Consider the following 13993-nt stretch of genomic DNA (forward strand, 5'->3'; position numbering starts at 1 on the left):
TTCAGGCGTCCGTCAGAGGGCGAATGCGCAGCTTGGTGATGCGGTTGTCTTTGCGGGCGGCGACCTCGAACCGGTAGCCATGAAAGGAAAAGACCTGACCCGCGAGCGGGATGGTTTGCGCCTCGTGGATCACAAGCCCCGCCATGGTGTTGGCTTCCTCGTCGGGCAGGTTGCATTCGGTGGAGCGGTTGAAATCGCGGATGGTCATGGCCGCGTCAATGATCCAGTCGCCGGTTTCTTTGGAGCGCACGGGGGCGATCTCGGTGGTGTCGAACTCGTCGGTGATCTCGCCCACGATTTCCTCGAGAATATCCTCAAGCGTGATCAGCCCCTGCAAGGCGCCGTATTCATCGACCACGAGGGCAAAATGGGTGTGGCGGCGCAAAAACTGGCGCATCTGGTCGTCGAGCGTGGTGGTTTCAGGCACAAAGTAGGGTTTCATCGCCACCGACAGCACGTCGAATTCGGCGTTGTCCTGACCGCTCGTGCGTTCCTCGCGGTCTTTGTACATCGCCCGCAACAGGTCCTTGGCGTGGATCACGCCGACGATGTTTTCGGGGTCGTCACGATAGAGCGGCAGACGGGTGTGCGCGGAGCGCAAACAGGTTTCCAGAACCTCGACGGGTGAGGTGCTGATGTCGATCATTTCGATCTGGGAGCGGTGCAACATGATCTCTTCGACCGTGCGTTCGGACAGGTCAAGCGCGCCAAGGATGCGGTCGCGGTCTTCCTTTTCGACTGTCCCTTCGACATGGCCGAGTGAAATCGCCCCCGCGATCTCGTCCTTGACCGCCAGAATGTCGGCCTCGGGATCGGTTTCGACCCCCAACAGGCCCAAAAGCCCACGCACAAGTGCGCGCACAAAGGACACAACAGGCGAGAATACGGCGACCACAATGGCAATCGGGCGCGCGACCCGTGCGGCGGCGGTTTCGGGGTTGGTGATTGCATAGGTTTTCGGCAGCACCTCGGCAAAGACCAGAACGAGCATGGTCATAATCAAGGTGGCCAGAGCCACGCCATTGTCGCCAAACACGCGGGTAAACAGCGCGGTGGCCAAAGAGGTGGCGAGGATATTGACAAGGTTGTTGCCCAACAGCACCGAGCCGATCAAGCGTTCGCTGTCTTCGGTCACGTCAAGCGCACGGTCGGCCCCCTTGGAGCCTTTGTCGGCCTGGGAGCGCAATTTGCCGCGCGAGGCAGCGGTGAGGGCGGTTTCGGACCCCGAAAAGAAGGCCGAAAGGACCAAAAGGCCAAGAATGGCGGCGCAGGTCCCCCAAAAGGCAAGGTCAAAGGAGAATGTGATGTCTGTCATGGATTTTGTTATGGGGGCGGGCGGGCCGCTGTGCAAGAGGTGGCGATGCTAATCGCGCCCTTCGTGTCCGGTCAAAGCCCCTCGTCCTTGGCAAGTGGATGATGGTCAAGCACCAGTTCCTTGAGCCGTTCATCCAGAACATGGGTGTAAATTTCGGTCGTGGACAGGTCGGCATGGCCCAAAAGCGTCTGGATCGCCCGAAGATCCGCGCCATTGGCCAACAAATGCGTGGCAAAGGCGTGACGCAACGTGTGTGGCGTGACCTTTGCGGGCGACACCCCTGCGGCCACGGCAAAGGTTTTGATCAGCTGATAGAAACTGACGCGGGTCAGGTGGCCGTCCTTGCCGCGTGATGCAAACAGGTAGGGCGAGGGTTTCGCGCCTTTGGTCCGCGCCACCTCCTGTTCGGCGTCACGGATGTCGAGCCACGCGGTCACGGCAAGACGGGCCGGGGGCGAGAGCGGCACCATGCGTTCCTTGCCGCCCTTGCCCCGCACCAGAACCATCCGTGGATCGCCGCGCACGGCCGCCACAGGCAGCGACACCAATTCGGTCACGCGCATCCCTGTCGCGTAAAGCACCTCCATCAACGCGGTATTGCGGGCTTGGTCGGCGGGGGTGCGCCCCGTGGTGCGGGCGGCGTCAAGCAACCGCGCCACTTCATCCTCGGTCAGGGTTTTGGGCAGGTGTTTTGTCCGCCCCGGCCCCTTGATCAGGATCGCGGGATTGTCCTCGCGCCACCCTTCCTCAAAGGCAAAGCGGAACAGTTGTTTGATTGAGGACAGCCGCCGTGCACGGGTGGATTGCGCCAATCCCTGTGCTTCGCAGCCGATCAGATAGTCCTCGACATCTTTGCGGGTGGCATGTTCGAAATCGCTGCCCCTTGCGGTCAGGGCATCGGAGAAATCCACCAGATCACGGCCATAGGACAGCCGTGTGTTATCCGCGGCGCCCAGTTCGGCCATCTGTGCCTCGGCAAAGGCGGAAATCCAGCGGTGGTTGAGGCTCATCCGCGCCGCTCCAACAACAGCAACTCCAACGCCGCACGGCGCGCCGTGGCGCCCAGACCGATGGAGCGGAAAAACTGCAACGCATCCGACAGCTCGTCGTAATCACCCGCAGCCCCGCCCTCCAACAGTTCGATCGCGCGTAAAATCGCCTCGCCCAACCGGCGGCTTTCTACCAGTCCCTTGAGGCGCACCGGTACACCGTCATGGCGGAACCCGTCCAGAATGGCCCGCTCCAACCCGTCGCGCGGACGCGATGCCGGAACCTCGCCGGAGGCGAGACTTTTGAGCAGGCTCACACGGTCGCTTGCGGTGGCGGCGTAATCCACCCCGAGCAACTCGTAGTCCTTTGACAGCAACGCGACTTCCAATGCCATTTCGGCCTCGGCCCCCGTGAGCGGCATGGCGGTCAACCGTGTCGCAAACAGATCGGCGAACACCGTTTGCAGCCCCGCACGGCGCATCTCCTCCCACACAGGGCCAAGCGCATGGGCGGTGGCCACGGGGTTGTTGGAGTTCAGCGCGACTTCAAACCGTTGCAGCGCATCGATGCGGTCCCAAATGCCGCCCGACGCTGCGGGCAGGTGTTCGGTCCAGATCCCGAGCCACCGGTTGGGATCCAGCGCGCCCACCCGTGCCAGACGTTCGGCGGCGGTGGCGCGGGCTTTCCACCCGTTGGTCGACCGCAGGTCGGATTGCGCAAAGGCAAGCGGCAGCGTTACGGTGGTGAGCGGCTCGCCAATGGCTTCCATCAGGCGAAAGGTCAGCGGCGAGGGATCTTTGGGCGCGGTGAGCGGCGGTTCTTGTTCAAACAGTTCGGGATCGAGAAACCGTGCGAGCAACTCGGATTGATCCGCATCGATCAGCCCGAGCGCGTCGGAGGTCTCCAGGGTCAGCGCCGCCGCATGCCAGTCGCCCGTGCGGGCAAGGCAGAACACCTTGGCCTGAAGCGTGGGCGACAGACCCGGGGTCGAGGTCAACTGGGCGCAGGCCTCGTTTTCGGTGCCAAGCAACAGTTTGGTGTCGAACGAGCGGCGAAAAATCGTGGGATCGGTGGTGCCGGAGCGGGCCATCATCGCATCGGCCTCGTCCAACAGGCCCTGTGCGAGCAGCGCATCAATGCGGGCGCGAAACAACCGCCCGTCGCCCCCCGAGGCCATCGGCGGGTCCAATTCGGTCAGGATCAGCGTGTTGAGCAGGCGGCGCGAGGCGGGAAGCAAATCGGAGCGGGCCGCAATCGTGGTGATGCGCCGCGCCAGATCGGTGGCGGTCGATGCGCCCCACAATCCGCGCGGCAGCCCCGTCGACCCCGCCGACAAAAGCCCTGTCGCATCAATGTTGATCTCGCCGAGCGGACGCACGGTGATATCCTCGGGCAGGGCGTTTTCCGAAATGTCGGAGGGTTTGGGCGGCGTCTGCGCGGGCTTTCGGGGCGCCGGACGCGGCTGTTCGAGGGTTTGCGAAATCCAGTCAATCGCCGACATCGGGGCCTCTTGCGCCTGAAGACCCAACGGCGCGGCCCACAAAAGGGCGAGGGCGCAGGAGGTGCGCAACACGAAGGACGGACGTGGGAACAGCACTTGCGGCGCGCCTTAGTCGAACGTGATCGTGACAGGGACCGACTGTTCGTGGCGCTCGGGTGTCAGATCGCCGATATAGGCAAACCCGACAAGGCCGATAACGGCCAATGCCAACAAGATCGTGATCAGTCTAAATAGAAATTTGCGCAAGAAACTGCCTCCATCAATGCGGTGCGGCGCGGGTTTCGGCCCCGGCTCGGGTGTGTCGCTGTTTTATATATGGTATTTTAGCGGAGATCACGTCATTGAAAGAGCGAATTTTTCGTGAGCGGGATGTTGCCGCCGGACGTAGCACAGTGCAAAAGGGTCGACATGGCAGTTGGACTGAAAAAAACGGTCGCTTTGGTCGGCATGATGGGGGCGGGCAAAACCGCCGTCGGCAAGGCGCTCGCACAAAAATGCGGCGTCGACTTCCTTGATTCGGATGCCGAGATTGAAAAGGCGGCAAACTGTTCCATAGCCGAGATTTTCTCCGACTATGGCGAGGCCTTTTTTCGCGACAAGGAAACGCTTGTCATCTCGCGTCTGCTTGCCACCAAACAGGTGGTGTTGAGCACGGGGGGCGGTGCGTTTTTATCGGGCACCAACCGCGACATGATTTCCGACAAGGGGGTCGCGGTCTGGCTCAAGGCCGATGTCGATATTTTGTGGAACCGTGTGCGCCACAAGAACACGCGCCCTTTGCTGCGCACCGCCAATCCCTATGAAACCCTGACCGAATTGATGCGCACCCGCACGCCGTTTTACGAGAAAGCGGGCGTGATCGTCGAGGCGGAGCCGGGCCTGAGTATCGAGGGCATGGCCGATAAAGTCATCGAGGCGCTGCGTGCGTTTGGCGGCATTCTCGACGAGGATAGCCCGCCACAACGCACAGCCCCCCAAGACGGCGGAACCGCCGCAAAGACAGCCGTGGAGGCCAAAGAATGACCGATCCCGACGCCGTTCAAGAGTTTGAAACCGTCCATGTACCACTTGGGGACCGCGCCTATGATGTCCGGATCGGCGAGGGGCTGATTACCACTGCCGGCGCTCATATCGCGCCGCTCATGGGCCGCAAGAAATCCGTCTTTGTCCTGACCGACACCAATGTCGCGGGCTTGCACCTCGACACGTTGAAAACCGCCCTCGCAACCGCAGGGATCGCCACCGAGGCGCTGACCCTGCCCGCGGGCGAGGCGACAAAGTGTTGGGCGCAACTCGAAGTTGCGGTCGAGTGGCTGATCGAAAACCGCGTTGAACGCGGCGATATCGTGGTGGCATTCGGCGGCGGTGTGATCGGCGACCTTGCGGGCTTTGCCGCCGCGATTTTGCGCCGTGGCGTGCGGTTCGTGCAAATCCCGACCTCGCTTCTGGCGCAGGTCGATAGCTCCGTGGGCGGCAAAACCGGGATCAATTCGCCGCGTGGCAAGAACCTGATCGGGGCATTCCACCAACCGTCTTTGGTGTTGGCCGATGTCAGCGTCCTTGGCACATTGACGCCCCGCGATTTCCTTGCGGGTTACGGCGAAGTGCAAAAATACGGGCTTCTGGGCGATGCGGCCTTTTTCGACTGGCTCGAGGCCAACGGACCCGCGCTTGCGGCGGGGGATGTGGCCAAACGCATTTACGCCGTCAAACGCGCGATTCAGATGAAGGCCGACATTGTCGTGCGCGACGAAACCGAACAGGGCGACCGGGCCTTGTTGAATCTGGGCCATACATTTTGTCACGCGCTGGAGGCCGCGACGGGGTATTCGGACCGGCTGCTGCACGGCGAAGGCGTCGCCATAGGCTGTGCGCTTGCCTATGAACTTTCGGCCCGTTTGGGACTGTGCAGCCAGGAGGCGCCAAGCCGCGTGCGCGCCCATCTCAAGGACATGAAGACCAAGTGCGACCTGTCTGATATTGCAGGGGAATTGCCCGATGCCGAGGCGCTTGTCGATCTGATGGCGCAGGACAAAAAGGTTATCGATGGCCAACTCCGCTTTATCCTTGCGCGTGATATTGGCGACAGCTTTGTGACCGCCGATGTCCCCCGTGATGTGGTGATTTCGGTTCTCGAGGATGCGCTACGCACCCGCGGCTAAAATCCGTTTCAAACGAAATTCCCGTCGAACTTAAACCAGAATTAAGTCTTTGCTTGTTACACCCGAGCGACGCCTGATTGTGCGCGGCCTGTGATCTCTTGTTTCCAGCCGCCATTGCGATCGGGCCAATTGAGTGTTTTCGGGAAAGGCGCATCTACTATGTTCGGCAGATTGACCAAAGTGTTTAGCAGCGTGGCTGTTAAACTCGTAACAGTGTTGACCATCATGGCGGCCTTGACGGGCTTTGAAATCTACGAGGGGTTTTCCTTTGCCAACCAGTCCAAAGCGGCGTTGAATACGTTTCGCACCGAGGCCGTTCCAAATCTGGCCCGCAGCGCACGGATGACGCAGGCGATCGGTCTGGCCTCCGAGGGGCTGTCGCAAACGCTTCAGGCCTCTGACAGTGCCGATATGGATTTGGCAAAGGGCGAGGTGATGCGCCATACGCAGCAGATTGCGCGACTGGCCGCCGAACTTCCCGAGGAGGAAAAGGACATCGTGTTGAAGGCGGCGACCCAGATCGAAGCCGAACTGGGCAACGTTCAGTCCGCACGCCTCGAGGAAATGACCTTTGACGCGCGCACGCTGACGGGAGCGGATGAATTGAGTGCGGCCGTTGCCGCGCTTCAGGCCTCCTTGTCGTCGATGATCTCGGCGACCATGGCCGATATGATGGCGCGGGCGGGGACCACCCCCGAGACGCCCGAAACCCTTGCCGACATTGAACAAAAACGAGTTTTGTCAAATGATCTCGGTACGTTACAATCCGTTGTCCTCACAGGGGCGTCGGCCGATCGCGCCAAAGACCTGACGGCGGCGCAAACCCGTGTGGCGGATCTGGTCGCAACCATAAAGACCAGTGCCGACCAGATCGGATTTCCCGACGATGCCCGTGCGCATTTTGAAACAGTCTGGACATGGGTCGATCCCGCGACGGGTATTCTGGCCGCCCGCGGGGTTGTGATCAACGCCCGTGATGTGGCCGATGATGCCGCTTTCGAGGCGAGCAGCTATATTTCGGCGCTCTCCTTGCGGGCGCAATCCCACGGGAATGATATCCATCACAGCATTGCCGAGACCAGTCAGCAGACAGAAGAGGATGCGGACAAGGATATCCGGATCATGTTTATCGTGGCGGGCCTGTCCTTTGTGGCTGTCCTGTTGGCCTTGGCTGTCACCTTCCTTGGTGTTATCCGCCCTCTGGCCAATGTGACCCGCGTGACCGTGCGACTGTCCAAAGGGGATATGAGCCCGGTGACCGGTTTCGAGACACGCAGAGACGAGATTGGCCGCATGGGCGCGGCACTGGCGGTTTTCCGTGACGGTATGATCGAACGTGAACGCCTGCGCGAGGAAGAGGCGGCACGCGAAGCCGAAGAGTCGGCCCGCAAAGCCCGCGAGGCCGCCGAACAGCATCGCCGTGAACAAGACGAGCGTGAACATGCCGCACAGCAAGAACGCGAACGCCTCGCACAAGAGGCACAATTGCTCGAAGAAAAGGCCGCCCTTGGCCGTGCCGCGGATGAAGAGCGCCGCGCACAGGCCGAAGAACAAGCCCTGATCGTGAGCACATTGGCCCAAGCGATGTCCCGCATGGCCGATGGCGATATGGTTGTTCAGATCAACGAAAGTTTCCCCCCCGCTTACGAAGCCTTGCGGGCGGATTTCAACAGCGCGGTGACCTCACTGTCCGAAATGATTGCCCAAATCGCCACCAGTGCGGCGCGTATTGATGACACCTCGACCGAGATCGCATCGGCCACCAATGACCTGTCGAAACGGACCGAAACCTCGGCTGTGTCCCTTGAACATACCGCGTCGGCCATCAACGAATTGACCGCCGCGGTGGCCTCTGCGGCGGAAAATGCCGATACGGCGAATGCGGTGTCGCGGGCAACCAATGATCGCGCAGGGGTTAGTCAGGCCGTTGTCGGAGAGGCCATTTCGGCCATGTCCGAGATCGAAGGATCGTCCCGCGAAATTTCGAAAATCATTGGTGTTATCGATGATATTTCTTTCCAAACCAACCTCTTGGCGCTCAACGCCGGTGTCGAGGCGGCCCGTGCGGGCGAGGCGGGGCGCGGATTTGCGGTTGTGGCCTCCGAAGTGCGTGCCCTGGCGCAACGGTCCTCGGATGCGGCGCGTGAAATCAACCAGTTGATCACCGCATCCAACGGACAGGTGGAACGCGGCGTGCGGTTGGTGGGCGAGGCGGGCCAGACGCTCAAAGACATCATCGCTTCGGTGTCCGAGATCGCCACAAACGTTGACGGCATTGCCATTTCGTCGCGCGAACAATCGACGGGGCTTCAGGAAATCAACACGGCCACGAGCCAACTTGAAACGACGATGCAGCAAAACGCCGCGATGACCGAGGAAACCACGGCGGCCAGTCAGGTGCTGTCGATCGAGGCGCAAAACCTTATCGCAATCGTGCAACGGTTCCGCATCGTCGGTGCGGCCGAAACACCCCATGCACCCCATGCGCCACGGATGGCGGGCGCGGCGTAAGCGGGCGGGCGTAAGCGGGCGGGCAGCCCCCGCGCGCATCGCGCACAGACCTGAATACTACTGCACAGAAAATAAAAGCCGCGCATCTTGCGCGGCTTTTCCATCTCTTGATGTATGGTGGATCAGACGCGGCCTGTGGCGCGCGAAAGACCGATAGATCAGAACGGGATTTCGTCATCATCCATGGATGAACGGCCGCCGCCTTGGGATCCGCCCCCTTGGGATCCGCCGCCATAGCCGCCTTGGCCACCATCATCATAGCCGCCGGATGGGCCTTGGTCGTAGCCGCCGCCCTGACCGCCGCCATAGCCGCCCTGACCGCCATCGCCACCACCACGCGCATCAAGCAAGGTCAACTCGCCACGGTACGGGCGCAACACGACCTCGGTCGAATAGCGGTCCTGACCCGATTGGTCCTGCCACTTGCGGGTTTCCAATTGGCCTTCGATGTAGACCTTGGAGCCTTTGCGCAGATATTGCTCGGCGATTTTGGCCAACGGCTCGGAGAAAATGGCGACCGAATGCCACTCGGTGCGCTCTTTGCGCTCGCCCGTGGTGCGGTCTTTCCAGTTCTCGGAGGTGGCAATGCGCAGGTTGCACACTTTGCCGCCGTTTTGGAACGTGCGCACTTCAGGGTCGCGCCCCAGGTTGCCAACGATGATGACTTTATTGACCGAACCAGCCATGCCCATGTCTCCCAGTTAGAATCTCTTTGACCCGTTACACCATTGTGTTGGCCGTTTTGAAAGGCGAAAATCCGCAGATCGCACGCCAGATCGCGTGGTGATGCGTGTCATGCGGCAGGACGACCCTTGGCGAACAGCGTAACTATGCCTATATTCGCGCTGTAAGTTGACGAGGACCCGATAGCAATGCCAGATCCGTTGAAAACCGTGAGCGGGATCGCTCTGTGCGCCCTCGTCAGTTTTGGTCCTTTGTCGTCGCCTGCGATTGCCGGCGACATTTTTTCCACCAAAAACCGCACTTCTATCTACGCCTCGCAACTCTCTGTCCTCGAAGGCCGCGCCGCAGACCAGTATTCGGCCTCGGTGAGCCTGCAACCCGAACGGTTCGGCGCCGGCGGTACGGGGCCGGCCTTTAGCGGGACCTATTCCGGTCCGTGGCTGGCCGTGGCCCGTGACACCGCACGCCGTCACGGTGTGCCGTCCGACCTGTTTTTGCGGCTCGTGCAGCAGGAAAGCGGTTGGAACCCGAATGCGCGCAGCCACGCCGGTGCCACGGGGTTGGCGCAACTGATGCCGGGAACGGCGCAATTGCTCGGTGTGAACATCAACGATCCGGAGCAAAACCTGTCGGGCGGCGCACGTTATCTGCGGATGATGTACGAGAAATTCGGCAATTGGCGTCTCGCCCTTGCGGCCTATAACGCCGGTCCGCAGGCCGTTGAAAAATACGGCGGGGTGCCGCCCTATAAAGAGACCCGCAACTACGTGCGCATCATCTGGGGCAGCTAAGGCGCTGTTTACAGGTCTTTTTTGAAAGCTCGCACAGACAAATCCCCCGCCACGGATAATCGGCGGGGGTCTTTGTTTGAACTCTATCGCGCTAGCGGGCGTGGCGATATTTGCGCGGTGAGGTGCCGGTGGTCTTTTGAAACGCCCGCGAGAAATAGGCGGGGGAATGGAACCCGAGCTTTGACGCGATGTCTTTGACCGGAAGGTCGGTTTCCTTGAGCATCCGGCGGGCTTCGAAATGCACACGGTCTGCGAGGATTTTCGAGGCGGGGTGGCCGTTTGCGATGTTGCAGGCGCGGGTCAAATGGGTCGGCGTCACGCCAAGGGCCGCGGCATAATGCGATACGTTATGGCCGTCCCGGAATTGGGCCTCGACCAAGGCCGTGTAGGCCGCAACAAGACGGCGTGACGCATCGGGCGTCAGTTCGTATTCGGGCATCACCGACATTTGCCGTTCCAACCAGACCGAAATCATCCCCGCCTGAAGCGCCAAGGCGCGGTCATGGCCCGGTTGGGTGCTGTCGATTTCACGTGCGAGCCCCTCGATCAATCCGGTGATTTCGTTTTGTTGGATAACTTCGGTAAACCGCAGGTGCAGCGGCTCGTCGGGGAGGTCGTTCTGTTCGGTTTGGGGCAGGTGGACACTATAGCCCGAGATTTGCCCGATGGGGTCGAACCCGTACATGGTGCGCGGCGGCAGGTAGACGAGATTGTGCGGGCCAAAGCCGCGCGTGATGCCGGACACGGTGAACCGGCCCTGACCGCGTGTGAACCAGATCAAACTGGGGGTGCGGTGCGAGCGCATCGCCTGTGTGCGCCATTTGTCGGCCTGACCGTTGAGCGTCGAGGCGCCGTTATAGCGGGCAAGCGGGGTGACGCGATAGGCGGGCGGCATCGGAATGTCGGGAATTTTTGGCACCGCCGCCTTGCGTGTCTTTGGTGCCGCCGCGGGCGCGGCGTCGATCGCCTGTGTCTGTGTCTGTGGGCTGTCCGCGTGCGCCTGTGCTGTGTCACTGAGATTGCCGAGCGGCGGGGTGTGGAAAATCTTGTTTGGCATCTGTCCTGCTTGCGGGTCTGTGTGGCGCGGAAACTGTTGGCACGAAAACTGGCGACACCCCGGCGGGATGTTCGCTTTGTCCAAGTTTACGCGCGGAGCAGGCAAAGTCAAAGGATTAAGTGTTGTATTTCAAGGGCATAGAATGGGTATTTCGTGTGGCGATACGACCCGTAGTCATGGCAACGATATCTTGTGGTAGGCCTTCATCCGCGCTCTAAACCAAGTGCGTTGTCGTTTCGCAAATTGCCGTGTTGCGATGGTTGCCGCCTCGATTGTTGCCTCCAAATCGCGGGTTCCGTGCAAATAGGCGATCAATTCCGGTGCGCCTATGGCCTTGGACGAGGGGTGCGCGGGGTTCCAATCGGGCAAGTTTGCTTCGGCTTCGGCCAAGGCGCCACCGTGGACCATACCCTCGAACCGCCGCGCGATTCGCGCCCCGAGCCAGTCACGGTCGGCGTCCAACACAATCGGGTAGCAGGCCGGGAGCGGCAACAGCGGCGGCGGGGTGTCGGCTTGCCATGCGGCCAAACCCCGCCCTGTGGTGCGCAAAACCTCCCATGCCCGCTGCACCCGCATCGGGTTGGCGCGGTCGATTTTGTGGGCGGTTGCCGGATCCTCGGTGTCCAGTTCGGCCAAAAGCCCCGCATGGCCGCCCTCGGCTGCGCGTCGCGCATCGGCCTGTGCGCGCACCTCGGGCGGGGTGGCGGGGATGTCGACGAGGCCTTCGGTGAGGGCGGAAAAATACAGGCCCGTGCCGCCGACAATGATCGGTCGCACCGAGCCGTTGAGATACGGCGTCACATCGCGCAGCCAGTGGCCCACGGAGTATTGCGCATCATAGGCGACATGGCCGTAAAGCGCATGGGGGGCGCGGGCCTCGTCCCCGGCGGACGGGCGTGCGCTTAACACGCGCCAGTTTTCAAAGACCTGTAACGCATCCGCATTCACGATCACGCCGCCCTGCGTCTCGGCGATCTCCAAGGCCAAAGCCGATTTCCCGCTCGCCGTGGGGCCGGCGATGAGCACGGGTTGATCGGCAGACAGGTCGCGCGGGATCATGTCGATGGCTCCTCATCAAGCGGTCGGGCAGGCGGGTCAGCACGCTCTCGGCGGGCCGGTCGGGATCGCGCAACAGGCGCAACTGTGCAAATTTAGTGCGCCGTGGCGGCAATCAGTCGTATTTTTCTCACACAGCGCATTGAACCTCCAGCGGTTTTAGCGCACTTTGCGCGCAATCACGACCATGTAAGGCGAGGTCAAGCCATGAACGACGCGGAACAGGATCATCCTTCCATGAAATACAAACGTGTGATGCTCAAAATTTCGGGTGAGGCGCTGATGGGCGATCAGGGCTTCGGGCTCAATCCACCCACCGTTGAACGCATCGCCAAAGAGATCAAGACGGTCCACGATATGGGCGTCGAGATTTGCATGGTGATCGGCGGCGGCAACATCTTTCGCGGGCTGCAAGGCTCGGCACAGGGGATGGAACGCACCACGGCCGACTATATGGGCATGCTCGCCACGGTGATGAACGCGCTCGGGATGCAGGCCGCCCTGGAGGCGCTCAACATCAACACCCGCGTGATTTCGGCGATCACCATGAACGAGGTGGCCGAGCCGTATATCCGCCGCCGTGCCGTGCGCCACCTTGAGAAAAAGCGGATTTGCATTTTCGCCGCGGGTACAGGCAACCCCTATTTCACCACTGATACGGCCGCGACGCTGCGCGCCAACGAGATGGCCTGTGAGGCGATCTTCATGGGGAAAAACGGTGTGGACGGGGTCTATGACAAGGACCCCAAAACCAATGCCGATGCCAAGCGCTATGACCATGTGAGCTATGACGAGGTGCTGTCCAAGCACCTCAAGGTCATGGATGCCTCCGCCATTGCTCTGGCCCGCGACAACAACTTGCCGCTGATCGTCTTCCCGCTTGATGCACCGGGCGGGTTCCGTTCGATCCTTGAGGGCAAAGGCACCTACACAACCGTAAGCTGACCCGCGCCTTGCGCCGCAAATGCCAACGCCCCCGCATCATACGGGGGTGTTTTGACGTGCGGCGGTGGGCAATCGCACAGTCACAAGGGCGCGTTGGCGCAGCATGGGCGGGGTTGGCACGGCGGTTTGGCGTGCGGTGCGCATGGGCGCAGGGGGCAGGGCAAAAGCGGCTATACAATCAGGGCAGGACACCGTAAAAAACTCCAAACGCCGCCGGAATGTGATTGGATCCGACCAAACCCGCAAGGCGCGACGAACACAGCGTAATACTGCAAGGAGGACGCACTATGTCCGAAGATTTCATTCTCGATACTGATGATCTGAACCGCCGGATGGATGGCGCTTTGGCCAACCTGCGCACCGAATTCGCGTCCTTGCGCACGGGGCGGGCGTCCGGATCGATGCTTGATCCGATCATGGTGGATGCCTACGGCCAGATGACCCCGATCAACCAGGTCGGCACCGTGAACGTGCCTGAGCCACGTATGGTGACGGTCAATGTTTGGGATAAAGGTTTGGTAAACAAGGTTGAAAAGGCGATCCGTGAAAGCGGCCTCGGGATCAACCCGCAACTCAATGGCACGATTATCATGCTGCCGATCCCCGAACTGAACGAAGAGCGTCGCCGCGAATTGACCAAGGTGGCGGGGGGCTACGCCGAACACGCGCGTGTGGCGGTTCGCAACGTCCGTCAGGATGGTATGCAGCAAATCAAAAAGGCCAAGGCCGACGGCATGTCCGAAGACGACCAGAAGTTGTGGGAAGACGAGGTCCAGACCTTGACCAACGCCCATATCAAACGGGTCGACGAGATGCTTGACCATAAACAAAGCGAAATTATGCAGGTTTAAGTCTGTCATCCTTGCGCGGCCTTTACGGGGCCGCGCGTTTTGTGGGTGCAGGGCGTTTTTTGCGACAGCGTCCTGTTGTGGTTAGAGTTGGCGGTGACACGGGCAGGCTCCGTGATGGCGTTACGCGAAA

Annotated in this window: 13 protein-coding genes; 6 read left to right on the forward strand and 7 right to left on the reverse strand. The window is 61.0% G+C overall.

All coding sequences use genetic code 11. The annotated features are described in order from the left end of the window. Position 1: 1 nt before the first annotated feature. The 4 genes from ACN0Q0_RS07325 to ACN0Q0_RS07340 form a co-directional block, all read right to left on the reverse strand. Positions 2-1315: an HlyC/CorC family transporter gene (locus ACN0Q0_RS07325; RefSeq protein WP_417242729.1), complete on the reverse strand. Its 1314-nt coding sequence runs from the start codon at positions 1313-1315 to the stop codon at positions 2-4. A gap of 71 nt (positions 1316-1386) precedes the next feature. After that, complete coding sequence (locus ACN0Q0_RS07330; RefSeq protein WP_417242730.1) at positions 1387-2325, reverse strand: site-specific tyrosine recombinase XerD; 939 nt, start codon at positions 2323-2325, stop codon at positions 1387-1389. Continuing rightward, positions 2322-3902 (reverse strand): hypothetical protein, encoded by a 1581-nt coding sequence (locus tag ACN0Q0_RS07335; RefSeq protein WP_417242731.1) that lies wholly within the window; start codon positions 3900-3902, stop codon positions 2322-2324. The genes ACN0Q0_RS07330 and ACN0Q0_RS07335 overlap by 4 nt, the downstream gene beginning before the upstream one ends. 12 nt (positions 3903-3914) lie before the next feature. Beyond that, on the reverse strand, positions 3915-4052 hold the full coding sequence (locus ACN0Q0_RS07340; protein WP_417242732.1) for a hypothetical protein: 138 nt from the start codon (positions 4050-4052) through the stop codon (positions 3915-3917). 162 nt (positions 4053-4214) lie between these two features. Between ACN0Q0_RS07340 and ACN0Q0_RS07345 the strand changes: the two genes are divergently transcribed. From ACN0Q0_RS07345 to ACN0Q0_RS07355, 3 genes are all read left to right on the forward strand, one after another. Continuing rightward, positions 4215-4829 carry a shikimate kinase gene (locus tag ACN0Q0_RS07345; RefSeq protein ID WP_417242733.1) on the forward strand — a complete coding sequence of 205 codons (615 nt, stop codon included), beginning with the start codon at positions 4215-4217 and terminating at the stop codon, positions 4827-4829. Next, entirely contained in the window at positions 4826-5968 is a 1143-nt protein-coding gene (gene aroB, locus ACN0Q0_RS07350) for a 3-dehydroquinate synthase (protein WP_417242734.1), read from the forward strand. Before ACN0Q0_RS07345 ends, aroB begins: the two co-directional genes overlap by 4 nt. A 159-nt stretch (positions 5969-6127) precedes the next feature. Then, positions 6128-8479, forward strand: coding sequence for a methyl-accepting chemotaxis protein (locus ACN0Q0_RS07355; protein ID WP_417242735.1), 2352 nt, complete (start codon positions 6128-6130; stop codon positions 8477-8479). 158 nt (positions 8480-8637) lie between these two features. Here ACN0Q0_RS07355 and ssb read toward each other — a convergent pair whose 3' ends face one another. Beyond that, the gene (ssb, locus tag ACN0Q0_RS07360) at positions 8638-9165 is read right to left on the reverse strand and encodes a single-stranded DNA-binding protein (protein WP_417242736.1); all 528 of its coding nucleotides are present in this window, start codon (positions 9163-9165) and stop codon (positions 8638-8640) included. Positions 9166-9351: 186 nt separating this feature from the next. On the opposite strand from ssb, the gene ACN0Q0_RS07365 reads away from it, so the two are divergent. Continuing rightward, entirely contained in the window at positions 9352-9954 is a 603-nt protein-coding gene (locus ACN0Q0_RS07365; protein WP_417242737.1) for a lytic transglycosylase domain-containing protein, read from the forward strand. 91 nt (positions 9955-10045) lie between these two features. Here ACN0Q0_RS07365 and ACN0Q0_RS07370 read toward each other — a convergent pair whose 3' ends face one another. Both ACN0Q0_RS07370 and miaA read right to left on the reverse strand, forming a co-directional pair. Beyond that, the gene (locus ACN0Q0_RS07370) at positions 10046-11011 is read right to left on the reverse strand and encodes a helix-turn-helix domain-containing protein (RefSeq protein WP_417242738.1); all 966 of its coding nucleotides are present in this window, start codon (positions 11009-11011) and stop codon (positions 10046-10048) included. A 174-nt stretch (positions 11012-11185) separates the two neighbouring features. Continuing rightward, positions 11186-12070 carry a tRNA (adenosine(37)-N6)-dimethylallyltransferase MiaA gene (gene miaA / locus ACN0Q0_RS07375; RefSeq protein ID WP_417242739.1) on the reverse strand — a complete coding sequence of 295 codons (885 nt, stop codon included), beginning with the start codon at positions 12068-12070 and terminating at the stop codon, positions 11186-11188. A gap of 204 nt (positions 12071-12274) precedes the next feature. On the opposite strand from miaA, the gene pyrH reads away from it, so the two are divergent. Together pyrH and frr are read left to right on the forward strand one after the other, a co-directional pair. Beyond that, positions 12275-13012 (forward strand): UMP kinase, encoded by a 738-nt coding sequence (gene pyrH / locus ACN0Q0_RS07380; protein ID WP_417242740.1) that lies wholly within the window; start codon positions 12275-12277, stop codon positions 13010-13012. Between the two features lie 287 nt (positions 13013-13299). Next, positions 13300-13863 carry a ribosome recycling factor gene (gene frr / locus ACN0Q0_RS07385; protein ID WP_417242741.1) on the forward strand — a complete coding sequence of 188 codons (564 nt, stop codon included), beginning with the start codon at positions 13300-13302 and terminating at the stop codon, positions 13861-13863. Positions 13864-13993 lie beyond the last annotated feature (130 nt).

It is taken from the genome of Celeribacter sp. (assembly GCF_048259695.1).
Classification (GTDB): Bacteria; Pseudomonadota; Alphaproteobacteria; order Rhodobacterales; family Rhodobacteraceae; genus Celeribacter.